A 15,031-nucleotide genomic window follows, 5' to 3' on the forward strand; every position below is an offset into this window, starting at 1 on the left:
GTCCGAGTGTGCGGCGGGTGGTGCGGGGTCGATGGTGGTCGGGGGGCGGGGTTGAGGGGCGGTCCTCTTTGTTTCAACCGACGTTTCAGGGGGGGGATAACGGCGTTTTTGTTCATGCCCATTTTGAGGTTCACCCGCTTGGGTGGTGGGTTGGGGAGGTGGAAAAGGGGTGGAGAGGGGGGTTCGCGCAGGTCACGATGGGTCGATGTGGAGTGCGTTGGCGGCCTTGGTGGTGGCGTCCTTCCTGATCGCGTTGTCGCCCGGGCCCGGGACGGCGTTGGTGTTGCGGCAGGCGGTGCGCGGGCGGCGGAGTGCGGTGGCTGTGGTCGCGGGGATGGAGGTCGGGGTCGCGGTGTGGGCGGTGGCGGCGGCGTTGGGGTTGTCGGTGCTGGTGACGGCGTCCGAGGTGGCCTACCACTCGTTGCGGGTCGCGGGGGCGGTGTTCCTGGTCTACCTCGGGGTGCGGGCGATCATGTCGGCGCGCCGGGGGACGTCGGACGTCGAGGTGCCGCCACCCACTGGTCGGGCGTTCCGGGCGGGGCTGGTGGTGAACCTGGCGAACCCGAAGCTGGGTGTGTTCGCGATCTCGTTCCTGCCGCAGTTCCCGCCCGCCGGCGCCAGTCGAGGCACGTTGTTGCTGTTCGCGGTGGTCTGGGTGGCCGTGGACACCGCCTGGTACCTGGTGCTGGTGGGCGTCCTAGACCGGGTCCGCGACCGGCTCGCCCGGGCCGGGGTTCGGCGCGCCCTGGACCGCGTCTGCGGTGGCGTGCTGGTCGCGTTGGGCCTTCGCCTGGTGCTCGACGCGCGGTGAGCGTTCGGGGCGGCGCCAGGGCACCTCGGGGAACGACGCCAGCTCGACGTGCGTGGTGCAGCCGGCCAGGTCGGCGTACGCGCCGGCGAGCACGGCGGCCCTGATGCGCCGCACCTGCCCGACCGTCGGCAGCTCCCCCACCAGCAGGAACGGCAGCAGCAGCCGCCACGCGCCGACGGTCGCGGCACGGGATCGGTGCGGTGCGCGCAACGTCGCCCTGGCCACGCGCAACGCGTGCTCGCCCGCGCTGATGGCCTCCGGGTGCCCGGCGTGGTCCCACGACCAGCGCAGGCCGTCGGCCATGGCGCAGCGGACGCAGTCGGCGGGCCCGGTGGCCAACTCTTCACCGCACCGGGTGCACGCGAGCAGGGTCATCGCCCAGTCGGTGCAGGTCCACGGGTGGCGTCCGACCTCGTCGGCGAGGACGAGTTCGGCCAGCTCACGCTCCCCCGCGCCGCCTTCGGCGAGCTGTTCGGCGGCGAGCAGCTCCTGCCAGTCGAGCAGCCAGTACTGGTCGACGAGCTCGGCGCAGAACCGGCACGCCGGGTAGCCGCGGCCCGCGAGGTCGCCGCACGACGGGCACGGCGAGACGGCGGCGGGGCGGGCCACGCGCCGGGCGCCGGGCGGGAACGGCTGGTGATCAGCCACGCGGAGAAAGGTACGCGCAAACGGTGGCCCTTGGCATCCGCACCTTGGCATCGGCACCGGCCCGTGGCTATGGTCAGCCCGATAGCTCGACACAACAACTCAACACACGCGGGAGCTCGCGCCACAGCGGGCTGAGAGGGCGGCTGGGACGAGAGGGTCCCGGTGCCGCCGACCGCCTGAACCTGACCGGGTAATGCCGGCGTAGGGAGGAATGTCGTGACGGCACTTGACGACCGTTCGGTCAAGCCCAGCGTGACCACCGGGCCGATCTCGGGTTCGCACAAGGTCTACCGCGAGGTGGACGAGGGTGTGCGGGTTCCGTTCCGCCGGGTGGAGCTGACCAACGGGGAGCACGTCGACCTGTACGACACTTCCGGTCCGTATACCGACGACAACGCGACCATCGACGTCCACAGTGGACTTCCCAGGCTGCGCGCGGACTGGGTCGCCGGGCGGGAGCCGGTCAACGGGGCGGTGACCCAGCTGGCGTACGCCAAGGCGGGGATCATCACGCCGGAGATGCGGTTCGTGGCGGCCCGCGAGAGCATGAGCCCGGAGTTCGTCCGGGACGAGGTGGCGATCGGCCGGGCGGTCATCCCGCTCAACCGCAACCACCCCGAGGCCGAGCCGATGATCATCGGCAAGAAGTTCCTCGTGAAGATCAACGCGAACATCGGCAACTCGGCCGTGACCTCCTCGATCGAGGAGGAGGTGGAGAAGATGGTGTGGGCGTCGCGGTGGGGCGCCGACACGATCATGGACCTGTCCACGGGCAAGCGGATCCACGCGACCCGCGAGTGGATCATGCGGAACTCGCCGGTGCCGATCGGCACGGTGCCGATCTACCAGGCGTTGGAGAAGGTGGACGGCGATCCGGCGAAGCTGTCGTGGGAGGTCTACCGCGACACCGTGATCGAGCAGGCCGAGCAGGGCGTCGACTACATGACGGTGCACGCGGGCGTGCTGCTGCGGTACGTGCCGCTGACCGCGAAGCGGGTCACGGGCATCGTGTCGCGCGGCGGGTCGATCATGGCGGCGTGGTGCCTGGCGCACCACAAGGAGAGCTTCCTCTACACGCACTTCGAGGAGCTGTGCGAGATCCTGCGCGCTTACGACGTGACGTTCTCGCTGGGTGACGGGTTGCGGCCGGGTTCGATCGCGGACGCGAACGACGAGGCGCAGTTCGCCGAGCTCAGGACGCTGGGCGAGCTCACGCACATCGCCCGCGCGCACGACGTGCAGGTGATGATCGAGGGTCCGGGTCACGTGCCGATGCACAAGATCGCGGAGAACGTGCGGCTGGAGGAGGAGTGGTGCGGCGAGGCGCCGTTCTACACGCTCGGGCCGCTGGCGACGGACATCGCGCCCGCGTACGACCACATCACGTCGGCGATCGGCGCGGCGCAGATCGGCTGGTTGGGCACGGCGATGCTGTGCTACGTCACGCCGAAGGAGCACCTGGGCCTGCCGAACCGGGACGACGTGAAGACCGGCGTGATCACGTACAAGATCGCGGCGCACAGCGCTGACCTGGCCAAGGGGCACCCGGGCGTGCAGGACTGGGACGACGCGCTGTCGAAGGCGCGGTTCGACTTCCGGTGGGAGGACCAGTTCAACCTGTCGCTCGACCCGGACACCGCGCGGTCGTTCCACGACGAGACGCTGCCCGCGGCGCCCGCGAAGACGGCGCACTTCTGCTCGATGTGCGGGCCGAAGTTCTGCTCGATGAAGATCACCCAGGACGTGCGGCGGTACGCGGAGGAGCGCGGTCTGTCCACTGTGGAGGCGATCGAGGCGGGCATGTCGGAGAAGTCGCACGAGTTCACCGACCACGGGGCCAAGGTGTACCTGCCGGTGGTCGAGTGATGGCGTCCACGCCACCGAGGGTCCTCACCATCGCCGGGTCGGATTCCGGCGGTGGTGCGGGCCTGCAGGCCGATCTGCGGACGTTGTTCGCGTGCGGTGTGCACGGGATGACGGCGGTCACGGCGGTGACCGTGCAGAACTCGCTGGGCGTCACCGGGTACACCGAGGTGCCGGCGGACGTGGTGGCCGCGCAGATCGAGGCGGTGGCCACGGACATCGGGGTGGACGCGGCGAAGACGGGGATGCTGGCGTCGGCGGCGATCATCGAGGCGGTCGCGGCGGCGGTGGACCGGGTCGACGTCGGGCCGTTCGTGGTGGACCCGGTGGCGGCGTCGATGCACGGCAACCAGCTGTTGGCCGACGACGCGCTGGACGCGTTGCGGACGTTGCTGTTCCCGCGGGCGACGCTGGTGACGCCGAACCTGGACGAGGTGCGGCTGCTCACCGGCATCGACGTGCGCAGCCGTGCCGACCAGCGCAAGGCCGCCGAGGCGCTGCACGCGATGGGCCCGCGGTGGGTGCTGGTCAAGGGCGGGCACCTGTGGGACGACCCGGAGTGCCTCGACGTGCTGTACGACGGGTCGGAGTTCGTCGAGCTGCTCGGGCCGCGCTACGACGTCAAGCACACGCACGGCAGCGGCGACACGCTCGCGTCGGCGATCGCGTCGCAGCTCGCGCGGGGTGCGGACGTGCCGTCGGCGGTGCGGTTCGGCAAGGACTTCATCGTCCGCTCGGTGGCCGCCGCGTACCCGTTGGGCGGCGGGGTCGGTCCCGTGTCGCCGCTGTGGCGGTTGGAGGGCTAGCGTCGACGGGGTGAAGGTCGAGTTGACCGGCGCCCCGGAGACGATGTTGGCGACGCTGTACGCGCGGGCGCTCGACGCCCGCGCCCAGCGCCCGATCCTCGGCGACACGGCGGCGCTCGACGCCGTGTCGCGCATCGAGTACGACTTCCCGCGGACGGGCATCACGGCGTCGACGGCGGCGGGGGTCGCCATGCGCGCGAAGCTGCTGGACGACTGGACGGCCGACTTCCTGGCCCGGCACCCGTCGGCGACCGTGCTGCACCTGGCGTGCGGGCTGGACACGCGGGCGCAGCGGATGGCGTTCGGGCCGGGGGTGCGGTGGGTGGACGTCGACTTCCCGGCGGTGGCCGCGCTGCGGGAACGGCTGCTGGACGTGCCGGCCGGGGACTACCGGCTGGTGCACGCGTCCGTCACCGACGACGGGTGGTGGGACGAGGTGCCGGCGGACCGGCCCGTGGTCGCCGTGTTCGAGGGCTTGACCATGTACCTGACCGGGGACGAGGTGCGCGGGCTGGTGCGGCGGGTCACCGGGCGGTTCACGGGCGGTGAGCTGCTGTTCGACGTGTACGGGTCGTTCGGGATCAGGTTGCAGAAGCTCGTGCCGGCGGTGCGGCGGGCGGGGGCGACGCTGCGGTGGGGGTTGGACGACCCGGCCGTCGTCGAGGGCTGGCACGACGGGTTGAGGTGCGTGGACGCGGTGCGTTCGGTGGAGTTGCCGCAGGTCGCCGCCGAACCGTGGTCGGCGCGGGTCCCGATGTGGGTGATGGCGCGGTTGCCGAAGGTCAGGGACGTCGGACGGGTGCTGCGGTACCGGTTCTAAGGATGCTCTAAGCCACCGGTGCGGTACTCGTGCGTCCTGTAAGTCATGAGCGCACTTCAGGACGCTTACATCGCCGAGCTGGTGTTGAGCCAACCCGAGGCCGTCGCGGCGCTGTTCGCGGGGTCGTTGTTGTTGGGCACCGTCGGTTTCGTCGTGGCGCGGCGGCGCGGGTGGGCGGCGTTGCCCGCCGTGCTGGCCGGGTGCGGGTTGGCATTGGCGCTCGCGGTGACCCTGGCGCGGCCGGGCGGGTCGTTCTCGGTCGCCACGACCGATCCGATCGGGATGTGCGTCGCGAACGACTTCTCGATGGCGGGGTCGTTGGCGCGGCTGAACCTGGTGATGCTGGCGCCGTTCGCGTTCTTCGCCACGCTCGCCACCCGCCGGCCGCTCGCGGTGCTCGGCGTCGCGGCGGCGTTCAGCGGGGCGGTGGAGTTCGTGCAGGCGTTGACGGCGATCGGGGTGTGCGAGGCGCAGGACTTCATCAACAACACCGTGGGCGCGTCCGTCGCCGTGCTGGTGGCGTGGTTGCTGACCGCCGTCGCGGGCAGCTCGCCTCGGCCTCGGCCTCGGCTGACTGTCGGTGGTCGTCAGTAGGGTGCCCGCATGATCGAGAACACGACCGCCACCCGTCCCCGTCCCGCTCTTCCCCGGTTCGCCGACCTGGTGTTCCGGCCGGGGGTGCGGTGGACGATGCCCAAGCCGGGGGCCGTGGTGACCGAGTTCGTCGAGGCGGGTTCGGTGCGGCTGTCGAGCGGCCGGGTGGTCGCCGCCGATCCCGGTCACCTCGACCTCGACGCCGAGCCGTTCACCGTCGGCGTCGCGCCCGGCGAGTACCCGGTCGAGGTCGCGGTGGTCCGGTTCGCGGACAGCCCCGACCACGTGCGGGTGGCCGCCGCGCGGCTGGTCGTCTCGCGGGAGCCCGTGGTGTCGTGGGAGTTGGCGGTGGTGGCGGGGCAGGACGTGGCGGAGCTGGGGGACAACGAGTTCTACGGGTTCGGCGTGGACACCGGCACGGGCTGCTTCGTGGACGCCGACGTGGCCCACGCGATGGGCGAGTGGCTGGACGACAACCACGACACGGCCTACGACGACGTGTTCGACGCCCAGGCGGCGCCGATGCGCGACCCGGAGACCGGCAACGCGTTGGTCGCCTTCGTCAGCGGTTGGGGCGACGGCTCGTACCCGACGTGGATCGGGCGCACCGGGGCGGGCGACGTGGCGTGCTACGCGGTGGACACGTTCGTGCTGCACGGCGCCACGCCGGAGCACACCAAATGAGGTAGCCGCCTCTCGTGCCACACGCAGGTAAACCCGCACCGCGGGCAGACCGGTGCCGGGGCTTCCCGCACCACAGGTAGACCCTGCCGGGGGCAGACCTGCACCGCAGGTGGAGCAGTGCAGGGGGTTTACCCGCGCCGCAGGTACACCGGTGCCGAACGATCGCTACGCAGGCGTCCCCGCCCAGGGGACCCCTGCTTTTACCCTGCCACACGGGTACGACAATTCGGTGACCGCGCGGGCTGGCTGTGGACAACTGCCTCAGGTCGTCTCGCCGACCAGTTCCTCCAACGCCGGCAGGGCGTTGACGAGCGCGTCGCGGTGTTCCGGCGCCAGCTGCTCGATCCGCCGCTGCAGCTCCCGCACCCGCGCCGACCGCACCCCCGACACCATGGTCACGCCCTCCGGCGTCGGCGTCGCCAACCAGGCACGCCCGTCCTGCGGGTCCGGCTCACGCCGCACGTACCGGGCCTCCACGAGCGCCGCCACGATCCGCGACAGCGTCGGCGGCGCGACACCCTCCTTCGCGGCCAGGTCGCCCAACCGCATGGGCCCGCACTGCGCCAACGTGGCCAACGCCGACACCGCGCCCGGCCCGAGCCCGGGCGACCCGGTGCGCCTCAGCAGCCGGGATAGCCTGCCGATCGAGAGGTACAGCCGGGCGGTGGCGTCCTCGACCTGGTCGGCCGTCACGGCATTTCCTCCTCGGGCTGGTGGACACGATGAGCATCCATCATGCCGTGCCCCGCAATCACCCCACTGCCGGACTCGACGCGTGCGCCCAGAACCGCTTCGGGATCCGACCCGCCAACCTGGCCAGCCGACCGGCCTCCACGCCCGCCCGCATCGCCGCCGCCATCCGTTCGGGGTCCTGCGCCCTGGTCACGGCGGTCGCCAGCAGCACGGCCGAACAGCCCAACTCCATCGCCAACGCCGCGTCCGACGCCGTGCCGACGCCAGCGTCCAGGATCACCGGCACGGACGCGCGCGACACGATCAGCTCGATGTTGTGCGGGTTGCGGATGCCGAGGCCCGTCCCGATCGGCGAACCCAGCGGCATGACGGCGGCGCAGCCGAGCTGCTCCAGCCGCAGCGCCAGCACCGGGTCGTCGGACGTGTAGGGCAGCACCACGAACCCGTCGTCGACCAGCTTCTCCGCCGCGTCCAGCAGCTCCACCGGGTCGGGCAGCAGGGTCTGGTCGTCGGCGACGACCTCCAGCTTCACCCACTCCGTCCCCAACGCCTCACGCGCCAGCCGCGCCGTCAGCACGGCCTCGGCGGCGGTGCGGCAGCCGGCCGTGTTGGGCAGCGCGGCGATGCCCAGCCGTTCCAGCAGGTCGAGCACGCCGCCACCGGACGCGTCCAGGCGCCGCATCGCGACGGTCGTCAGCTCCGTGCCGGACGCCACCAGCGCGCGTTCCAGCACGGACAGGTTCGCCGCGCCACCGGTGCCCATGACCAGGCGCGAGCCGAACTCGCGCCCGGCGATCACCAACGGGTCGTCCACGTCACCCTCCCTGCACGGCGGTCAGCACCTCGACCGCGGCCCCGTCCGGCACGAACGTCGTCTCCCACGCCGCGCGCGGCACGACTTCGCCGTCCAGCGCGACCGCGACACCGCGGGACGGCGCGTCGAGCAGCGCGAGCACGGTGGCGACGGTCGCACCGTCGGCCAGTTCCCGCTCCAGACCGTTGACCTTCGCCTTCACCGACTGTTTCCTCCTTCGCGGAGCAGGGAGAGCACCCGCCGGGCGGTGACGGGCGCGAGCAGCAGACCGTTGCGGTGGTGGCCGGTGGCGGCGAGCACGCCGGGTTCCAGCCAGTCGATCACCGGCGCGTTGTCGGGGCTGCCCGCGCGGAACCCGGCGGAGGCCTCGGTCAGCGCGTACTCGGCGATACCGGGCCACACCACCTCGGCGTCGCGCAGCAGGTCGCGGACGCCGCCCACGGTGACGTCGCCGTCGAAGCCGGCCTCGTACTGGGTGGCGCCGAGCACGAACCCGCCCTCGCGCGGCACCAGGTAGACGGGACGGCCGCGGACGTGGGCGCGGATCGTGTGCCGGGGCGGCGGCAACGCGCCGGGGCGCGCCGACAGCCGCAGGATCTCGCCCTTCACCGGCCGGATCACGTCGCGCAGCAACGGGTGCAGGTCGCGGCTCCACGCGCCGGCGGCGATCACCGTCACGTCCGACTCCGAACCAGACTCGTCACCAGGCTCCGAATCGGACGAGAACACCACACCGTTGGCGGCACACGCTTCCCGCAACGCGCGCAGCAACGCCCGGTTGTCCACGGCCACGTCACCCGGCACCGACAGTCCACTCCGGACCGCGCCGAGACCGGGTTCCAGCGCGCGCAGCTCACGTCCCGTCAACCGGGACGCCGACCGGCCCAGCCGCCCCAGGTAGGCGCACAACTGGTCCAGCACCTCGACGTCGGCGCCGTCGACCGCCACCGCCAGCGTGCCCACCGGGCTCAGTTCCACGCCGAGCGCGCGGGCGAACTCCGGCCACAGCTCCAGTGATTCGACGCCGAGCGCCAGCACGTCCTCGTCGCCCGGCCACGCCTCGGTGATCGGCGCGAGCATCCCGCCCGCGACCCACGAACCGCCGTGCGGCGAACCGTGGTCGACGACTCGCACCGCGTAACCGGCGCGCGCGGCGTACCAGGCCGCGGACAGGCCGATGACGCCACCGCCGAGGACGGTCACTCGCATTGCCAAGGCACTCACGCTCCCTGCGCCGGCATGACCCGGATCAGGTTCGACGGTCGGAGCGAACCACGCTCCCTCTCAGCCCGGTGTGTTCCAGGCTCCCGTGCGGACCACGTCCACCGTAGCGCACGAAACGCGCGGGCGGTTACCGTGCCGCCCGTGCCAGGACTCGACGGAACGCAGATCAGGCGGCGGCTCGCCGACGCACGGCTCTACCTCTGCACGCCGACGCGACCCGACCTCGCCGAGTTCGCGGACGCCGCGCTCGCGGGCGGCGTCGACATCGTGCAGTTGCGGGACAAGGGCCTCGAGGCGAAGCAGGAGATCGCGGCGCTGGAGGTGCTCGCCGAGGCGTGCGCGCGGCACGGCGCGCTGCTCGCGGTGAACGACCGGGCGGACGTGGCGCTCGCCGTGGACGCCGACGTGCTGCACCTGGGGCAGGACGACCTGCCCGTGCCGCTCGCGCGCCGCGTCGTCGGCGACGACGTGGTGATCGGCCGGTCCACGCACGACGTCGGGCAGGCGCGGGCGGCGGCCGCGGAGCCGGGTGTGGACTACTTCTGCACCGGGCCGTGCTGGCCGACGCCGACGAAGCCGGGCCGTCCCGCGCCGGGCCTGGACCTGGTGCGCGCCACGGCGGGCACGACGGACCGGCCGTGGTTCGCCATCGGCGGCATCGACGCGGACCGGCTGCCGGAGGTGCTGGCGGCGGGCGCGGAGCGGGTCGTGGTCGTGCGCGCCGTCACCGAGGCCGAGGACCCCCGCGCCGCCGCAGCCTGGTTGAAACTTCAACTAAAGGGCGTACAGTCGTCGGCGTGATGCCTGTGCTGTACCTGGGCCACGGGGCGCCCCCGCTGGCCGACGACGAACGGTGGACCGGCGAGCTGAGGTCCTGGTCCGCGACGCTGCCGCGCCCCGAGTCGATCCTCATCGTCTCGGCCCACTGGGAGAACGCCCCGCTCACGCTCGGCGCGACCACGACCGTGCCGCTCACGTACGACTTCTGGGGCTTCCCACAGCGGTACTACGAGGTCACCTACGACGCGCCGGGCGCGCCGGAACTGGCCCGCGAGGTGACGGAACTGGTCGACCGGCCCGTCGCGCACGACGAACGGCGCGGGCTCGACCACGGCGCGTACGTGCCGCTGAAGGAGATGTTCCCCGAGGCGGACGTCCCGGTGCTGCAGCTGTCCATGCCCAGCCTCGACCCGCGCGACCTGTTCGACGTCGGCCGCGCCCTGGCCCCGCTGCGCGACCAGGGCGTGCTGATCGTCGGCAGCGGGTTCATGACGCACAACCTGAGCTGCGTGGACATGTCCGCGGGCCCCGACTACCAGCCGCCGTCGTGGTCGGCCGAGTTCGACGACTGGGCGGGCCGGGCGCTGGCCGACGGCGACGTGGACGCGTTGCTGGACTTCCAGCGCAAGGCGCCCGCGGCCGGCATCGCGCACCCGCGCACCGAGCACTTCGCGCCGCTGTTCGTGTCGCTGGGCGCGAGCGCCGCGCAGGAGGCCACGACCACCGTCGACGGCTTCTGGTACGGCCTGTCCAAGCGGTCCGTGCAGTTCGCGTGACACCGCGAGAACGCCCCCGAGCCGACGGCCCGGGGGCGTTCTCCAAGCGGTGCGCGATCCGCAGGGACGACCGCGCGCCTGACGTCCGCGAGGTCAGCCGCGGGTCAGGCTCAACCCGTAGGCGCTGAGGATCTCGCCGACCGGCTGGAAGTAGGTCGTGCCGCCGGAGGAGCAGTTGCCCGAACCGCCGGAGGTCACGCCCTGGGCCTGGCTGTAGCCGGAGCCCGCGACCCACGAGCCGCCCGAGTCACCCGGCTCCGCGCAGGCGTTGGTCCGGGTCAGGCCGGACACCGTGCCCTGCGGGTAGTTCACCGTCGAGTTCTTCGCCTGGACGGTGCCGCAGCGCCAGCCGGTGGTCGAGCCGGAACGGCAGATCGCCGCGCCGACCGCCGCCGAGGTGGAGCCCGTCACGGTGACGTTGGAGCCGTTGTAGCGGTTGACGTACGGGGTCGAGGTCCAGCTGGAGTTCGTCCGCACCCAGGCGTAGTCGTTGCCCGGGAAGGACGAGCCCGCGAACGAGCCCTGCGAGACGCGGTTGTAGCCGGTCGTCGCGTTGCCCACCCGACCGCAGTGACCCGCCGTCACGAAACCGCCGCTGACCGCGAAGCCGACCGAGCACCGGCCGCTGCCGATGTAGTAGGCGTCGCCGCCGCGGGTGTTGTAGAGCGTCGTCGGGCTCTGGTCGACCTCGACCACCCGGACCGCCGGGCTGACCGACCTGGCCGAGGCGAGGAACGCCTCCGCCGCCGCGTCCCGCTGGAAGCGGTTGACCTCGACGACGACCGAGTTGGTCTGCTCGTCGACCCGCCAGCCGGTGATCGACGACGGCGCCGACAGGGTGTCGATCGTCGACTTCGCGCCGGTCAGCTGCTGGTGGGAGAAGGCGACGTACTTGGCGTCGGCGCCCGCGGCACGCGCCGCGCCCGCCTTCGCCGAGTCGGCCACCGCGACCACCAGCTTGCCCGTCGCCTCGTTGATCCACGAGCCCGCGTAGGCGCTGCCGACCGCGGACCGCGCCGCGGACTCGACCTCACCCGCCCGGGTGTCACTCGCCAAACGGGCGGTGACCTGTTCGGCGGTCAGGCCGAGGTCACGTTGCGCCGCTTGGAGCAACCCGGCGGGGTAGCTCTCCGTGTCGGCCGGGCTTGCGCCATAGGGGGCGGCGGGTGCCGCGATGGCCGGTACGCTGAGAGCTGTAGCCGTGCCGGTGGCCAGCAGGACGGCCGTGGCAAGGCGGACCGCACTCGTGCGGTTCATTAGGCGTCTCCCTCATCTTCGGGTGCAGGGAACCCGAGAGCCTGGTTGCAGGGACCGCTCTCGGGGGCTCTAGGGGGACGGGTGGTGGGGCGGCGGCAGGGGTCGCCCCACCCCTTTACTTCTCGCCCGGGTCGTCGCTCGGGTCTCCGAGGCCGCGGTCGAGCCCGGCGAAGCGCACGGCAAGGACAGCGCTCGCGTCTCCCGCATGGCACTCCTCCCCGGTCTCTACCGACCAGTACTCGCCCGTTCGAGCGACGTTACGACTCCGTGACCTGTTACGGCCGGAGCCATCTGAGGGCGAAGTGTGTCACAGGACACGCCGACGTGACTGCGCTGTGTAGCGTTTGACAGTTAACTCTCACTCAAGGTAGTGAGTCGATCACCGATTCGGGCGGTTTTGCCAGATGTAAGCGATTCGGTCAAGCAAGCCACGGACGTGTGAATGTTGTTGATCCGTGCGGGTGAGGCAGGAGGAGTTCCGGTAACGACCCGTGTAGTCGTCACACCGCCGCAGGGGTGAGGATCGACGCATGGGACTCGTCACCATCTCCGACATCCAGGCCGCCGCCGACCGCATCAAGGGCGCGGCGGTCCGCACTCCCCTGCTGCGGTTCGACGACGGGTTGTGGCTCAAGCCCGAGAGCCTGCAGCCGGTCGGCGCGTTCAAGGTCCGCGGCGCGTACAACGCGCTGGCGCGGCTGACCGAGGACGTGCGGGCGCGCGGCGTCGTCGCCTACTCCAGCGGGAACCACGCGCAGGCCGTCGCGTACGCGGCGAAGCTGTTCGGCGTGCCCGCGGTGATCGTCGTGCCGGAGGACACGCCGCGGGTCAAGGTCGAGGCGACCCTCTCGCACGGCGCCGAGGTCGTCCAGGTGCCGATGGCGCTGCGGGAGGCGCGGGCCGCCGAGCTGGTCGCGGAACGGGGCGCGACGCTGATCCCGCCGTTCGACCACCCGGACGTCATCGCCGGTCAGGGCACCGTCGGGCTGGAGGTGATCGCCGACCTGCCGGACGTGGCCACGGTGCTGGTGCCGGTGAGCGGCGGCGGGCTGATCTCGGGCGTGGCCACCGCGGTGAAGGCGCTCAGCCCGGCCACGCGGGTGGTCGGGGTGGAGCCGGAACTGGCCGGTGACGCGGCCGAGTCGCTGCGGGTCGGCACGCTGATCCGGTGGCCCGCCGCCGACCGGGCCAGGACGATCGCCGACGGGCTGCGCGCCGAGCCGTCCGAGCTGACGTTCGAGCACATGCGCGCTTACGTGGACGACATCGTGACCGTGTCCGAGGAGCAGATCGGCGAGGCGGTCGGCGTGCTGGCCCGGCGGGCGCGGCTCGTGGTCGAGCCCAGCGGCGCGGTGACCCTGGCCGCGCACCTCGCGCGGCCGTCCTCGGGCACGACGGTGGCCGTGCTGTCCGGCGGGAACGTCGACCCCGAGGTGTTCGCCCGCTACCTCTGAGTCAGTCGTGCACGTGCGCGGGCGGCGCGTCCGGCGTCGGTTCCAGGACGCGGTTGTCCGTGCCGAGGGCCAGCAGCCCGCCGACGATCGACGCGACCGCGCACACCAGCAGGGCCGTCTGCCAGCCCTCGGTGAGCGCGGTCGGGTCTGCGTACTGGGCGCCGGTCAGGCCCGCCACAGCCGGCAGCACGGCCACCGCGACCAGGCTGCCGGTGCGGGCGACGGCGTTGTTCACGCCCGAGGCGACCCCCGCGTACCGGTCCGGGGCGGCGGCCAGCACGGTCGCCGTCACCGGCGCCACCACGGCCGCCAGGCCGATGCCGAACACGAGCAGGCCGGGCAGCACGCCGGTCCAGTAGCTCGCGCCCGGCTCGATCCAGCGCAGCATCAGCATGCCGACGCCGATCAGCACCGGACCTCCGACGAGTTGGGCGCGCGGCCCGATCCGCTGGGCGAGCGCGCCGGACCTCGCGGACAGCACCAGCAGGATGACGGTGATGGGCACGCTGGCCAGGCCCGAGGCCGTCGGCGAGTAGTGCAGCGACACCTGCAGCTGCAGCACCATCAGCACCACCACCCCGCCCAGCGCCGCGTAGACCAGGAACGTCAGGGCGTTGGCCAGCACGAACGTGCGGTTCGCGAACAGCTGGGGCGGCACCAGCGGGTCCTTGCCCCGGCGTTGCATCACGACGAACACCACCAAGCCGACCACACCGACCACCGCCGCCGTGACCACCAGCGCGTCGGCTCCCCGGACCGGCGCCTCGACCAGCGCGCCGGTGATGCCCGCCAGGCCGATCGCCCCGACGACCGACTCGCCGACGTTCGGGTGGCCGGTGAGCGCGTCGTCGCGGGACTCCGGCACGTAGCGGCGGGCCAGCCACACGCACAGCGCCGCGACCGGCAGGTTGACCAGGAACGCAAGCCGCCACGACCAGGCCTGCACCAGCAGTCCGCCGAGCAGCGGCCCGATCGCCGTGGCCACGCCGGACAGCCCCGACCAGGCCCCGATCGCGCGGCCGCGGTCGGCGCGGGCGAACACCGACTGGAGGATGGCGAGGGAGCCGGGCGTGAGCAGCGCGCCGCCGATGCCTTGCAGGACGCGTGCCACGACCAGCAGTTCGGTGGTCGGCGCGAGTCCGCAGAGCAGGGAGGCAGCGCCGAACCAGAGCACACCGAACGTGAAGACGCGGCGGCGCCCGTACCGGTCACCGAGCGAGCCCGCGATCAGGATCAGCGAGGCCAGTGCCAGCAGGTAGCCGTCGAGGATCCACTGCAGGCCGGCCACGGAGGCTTCGAGCTCGGCCCCGATGCGGGGCAGCGCGACGTTGACGATCGTGCTGTCGAGCATCGCCATGCCCGAGCCCAGGATGGTCGTCGCTAATACGGCCTTGGCCCGGCCGCTACCCCACACCACAGTCTCTGCCACTCGACCCATTGTGCGCCTGGAGTTGTCCACAGGTGGAGGCGGAGGGCACGAAATTGTCGGTGTGGGGTGGCAGGATCAAGAACAGGGGTCCCCCTGGGCGGGGGACGTCTGTGAGGTGCTTCCAAGATCAGCGAGTGGTGGGCTGAAGATCAGGATGAGTGCGACGGCGCGGGCGCGGGGTTAAAGATCAAAAGCTGTCCTCGCCGGACGGGCAGATCAGCAGGATGACCCCCACTGCCTGGTTCTGTGGCGGGTCCGTCGTTGGTCCGGGCTCCGTGCCATCCCACCGACCTCCACAAGGGCTACCACACGTATCAAGGGGGGCGACATCAGAAGCACTGGTCAGGCAGAGGTGAACTACGCCCCCCTTGACACGCG

At 72.1% G+C, this 15,031-nt stretch carries 16 protein-coding genes and 1 riboswitch; of the genes, 9 read left to right on the plus strand and 7 right to left on the minus strand.

From position 1 onward, the window contains the following. The first annotated feature begins 205 nt into the window (after positions 1-205). A complete protein-coding gene (locus tag ADK67_RS04570; RefSeq protein ID WP_053715127.1) occupies positions 206-811 on the plus strand; it encodes a LysE family translocator in 606 nt (201 codons plus the stop codon). Here the strand turns inward: ADK67_RS04570 and ADK67_RS48580 are convergent. After that, positions 698-1,459: a hypothetical protein gene (locus ADK67_RS48580; protein WP_197289289.1), complete on the minus strand. Its 762-nt coding sequence runs from the start codon at positions 1,457-1,459 to the stop codon at positions 698-700. The genes ADK67_RS04570 and ADK67_RS48580 overlap by 114 nt on opposite strands. A 216-nt stretch (positions 1,460-1,675) precedes the next feature. On the opposite strand from ADK67_RS48580, the gene thiC reads away from it, so the two are divergent. The 5 genes from thiC to ADK67_RS04600 are packed head-to-tail and all read left to right on the plus strand — an operon-like array spanning position 1,676 to position 6,226. After that, positions 1,676-3,325 carry a phosphomethylpyrimidine synthase ThiC gene (thiC, locus tag ADK67_RS04580; RefSeq protein ID WP_053715128.1) on the plus strand — a complete coding sequence of 550 codons (1,650 nt, stop codon included), beginning with the start codon at positions 1,676-1,678 and terminating at the stop codon, positions 3,323-3,325. Further along, positions 3,325-4,128 (plus strand): bifunctional hydroxymethylpyrimidine kinase/phosphomethylpyrimidine kinase, encoded by an 804-nt coding sequence (gene thiD, locus ADK67_RS04585; RefSeq protein WP_053715129.1) that lies wholly within the window; start codon positions 3,325-3,327, stop codon positions 4,126-4,128. The genes thiC and thiD overlap by 1 nt, the downstream gene beginning before the upstream one ends. A 10-nt stretch (positions 4,129-4,138) precedes the next feature. After that, entirely contained in the window at positions 4,139-4,948 is an 810-nt protein-coding gene (locus ADK67_RS04590; RefSeq protein ID WP_053715130.1) for a class I SAM-dependent methyltransferase, read from the plus strand. Positions 4,949-4,993: 45 nt separating this feature from the next. Then, the gene (locus ADK67_RS04595; RefSeq protein ID WP_053715131.1) at positions 4,994-5,542 is read left to right on the plus strand and encodes a VanZ family protein; all 549 of its coding nucleotides are present in this window, start codon (positions 4,994-4,996) and stop codon (positions 5,540-5,542) included. A 9-nt stretch (positions 5,543-5,551) separates the two neighbouring features. Next, a complete protein-coding gene (locus tag ADK67_RS04600) occupies positions 5,552-6,226 on the plus strand; it encodes a DUF4241 domain-containing protein (protein WP_053715132.1) in 675 nt (224 codons plus the stop codon). Positions 6,227-6,487: 261 nt separating this feature from the next. Here ADK67_RS04600 and ADK67_RS04605 read toward each other — a convergent pair whose 3' ends face one another. Genes ADK67_RS04605 through thiO form a run of 4 tightly spaced genes read right to left on the minus strand, consistent with a single transcriptional unit; the run spans position 6,488 to position 8,942 of the window. Continuing rightward, on the minus strand, positions 6,488-6,919 hold the full coding sequence (locus ADK67_RS04605; protein WP_053715133.1) for a MarR family winged helix-turn-helix transcriptional regulator: 432 nt from the start codon (positions 6,917-6,919) through the stop codon (positions 6,488-6,490). A gap of 58 nt (positions 6,920-6,977) precedes the next feature. Then, positions 6,978-7,733, minus strand: a complete 756-nt coding sequence (locus ADK67_RS04610) for a thiazole synthase (protein WP_053715134.1) — start codon at positions 7,731-7,733, stop codon at positions 6,978-6,980. Position 7,734: 1 nt separating this feature from the next. Next, on the minus strand, positions 7,735-7,935 hold the full coding sequence (gene thiS, locus ADK67_RS04615) for a sulfur carrier protein ThiS (RefSeq protein ID WP_053715135.1): 201 nt from the start codon (positions 7,933-7,935) through the stop codon (positions 7,735-7,737). After that, entirely contained in the window at positions 7,932-8,942 is a 1,011-nt protein-coding gene (gene thiO / locus ADK67_RS04620) for a glycine oxidase ThiO (protein WP_053715136.1), read from the minus strand. The genes thiS and thiO overlap by 4 nt, the downstream gene beginning before the upstream one ends. Next, positions 8,943-9,054, minus strand: a riboswitch (TPP riboswitch). A 44-nt stretch (positions 9,055-9,098) separates the two neighbouring features. On the opposite strand from thiO, the gene thiE reads away from it, so the two are divergent. Together thiE and ADK67_RS04630 are read left to right on the plus strand one after the other, a co-directional pair. Then, positions 9,099-9,758: a thiamine phosphate synthase gene (gene thiE, locus ADK67_RS04625; RefSeq protein ID WP_053715137.1), complete on the plus strand. Its 660-nt coding sequence runs from the start codon at positions 9,099-9,101 to the stop codon at positions 9,756-9,758. Then, entirely contained in the window at positions 9,758-10,513 is a 756-nt protein-coding gene (locus tag ADK67_RS04630; protein WP_053715138.1) for a dioxygenase family protein, read from the plus strand. Before thiE ends, ADK67_RS04630 begins: the two co-directional genes overlap by 1 nt. A gap of 93 nt (positions 10,514-10,606) precedes the next feature. Here the strand turns inward: ADK67_RS04630 and ADK67_RS04635 are convergent, their stop codons facing one another. Next, on the minus strand, positions 10,607-11,770 hold the full coding sequence (locus ADK67_RS04635; protein WP_053715139.1) for a S1 family peptidase: 1,164 nt from the start codon (positions 11,768-11,770) through the stop codon (positions 10,607-10,609). Positions 11,771-12,300: 530 nt separating this feature from the next. Between ADK67_RS04635 and ADK67_RS04640 the strand changes: the two genes are divergently transcribed. Next, on the plus strand, positions 12,301-13,224 hold the full coding sequence (locus ADK67_RS04640; protein ID WP_053715140.1) for a threonine ammonia-lyase: 924 nt from the start codon (positions 12,301-12,303) through the stop codon (positions 13,222-13,224). 1 nt (position 13,225) lies between these two features. Here ADK67_RS04640 and ADK67_RS04645 read toward each other — a convergent pair whose 3' ends face one another. Beyond that, entirely contained in the window at positions 13,226-14,581 is a 1,356-nt protein-coding gene (locus ADK67_RS04645; protein WP_442974104.1) for an MFS transporter, read from the minus strand. Between the last annotated feature and the right edge of the window lie 450 nt (positions 14,582-15,031).

The organism is Saccharothrix sp. NRRL B-16348 (assembly GCF_001280085.1).
GTDB lineage: Bacteria > Actinomycetota > Actinomycetes > Mycobacteriales > Pseudonocardiaceae > Actinosynnema.

Bases quoted from the DNA above. Each gene is read 5' to 3' on its own strand.
- ADK67_RS04645 (WP_442974104.1), bottom strand. From the start codon at position 14,581: ATGGCGATGCTCGACAGCACGATCGTCAACGTCGCGCTGCCCCGCATC.
- thiO (WP_053715136.1), bottom strand. From the start codon at position 8,942: ATGCGAGTGACCGTCCTCGGCGGTGGCGTCATCGGCCTGTCCGCGGCC.
- ADK67_RS04640 (WP_053715140.1), top strand. From the start codon at position 12,301: ATGGGACTCGTCACCATCTCCGACATCCAGGCCGCCGCCGACCGCATC.
- ADK67_RS04600 (WP_053715132.1), top strand. From the start codon at position 5,552: ATGATCGAGAACACGACCGCCACCCGTCCCCGTCCCGCTCTTCCCCGG.
- ADK67_RS04635 (WP_053715139.1), bottom strand. From the start codon at position 11,770: ATGAACCGCACGAGTGCGGTCCGCCTTGCCACGGCCGTCCTGCTGGCC.
- ADK67_RS04570 (WP_053715127.1), top strand. From the start codon at position 206: ATGTGGAGTGCGTTGGCGGCCTTGGTGGTGGCGTCCTTCCTGATCGCG.
- ADK67_RS04595 (WP_053715131.1), top strand. From the start codon at position 4,994: ATGAGCGCACTTCAGGACGCTTACATCGCCGAGCTGGTGTTGAGCCAA.
- thiD (WP_053715129.1), top strand. From the start codon at position 3,325: ATGGCGTCCACGCCACCGAGGGTCCTCACCATCGCCGGGTCGGATTCC.
- ADK67_RS04630 (WP_053715138.1), top strand. From the start codon at position 9,758: ATGCCTGTGCTGTACCTGGGCCACGGGGCGCCCCCGCTGGCCGACGAC.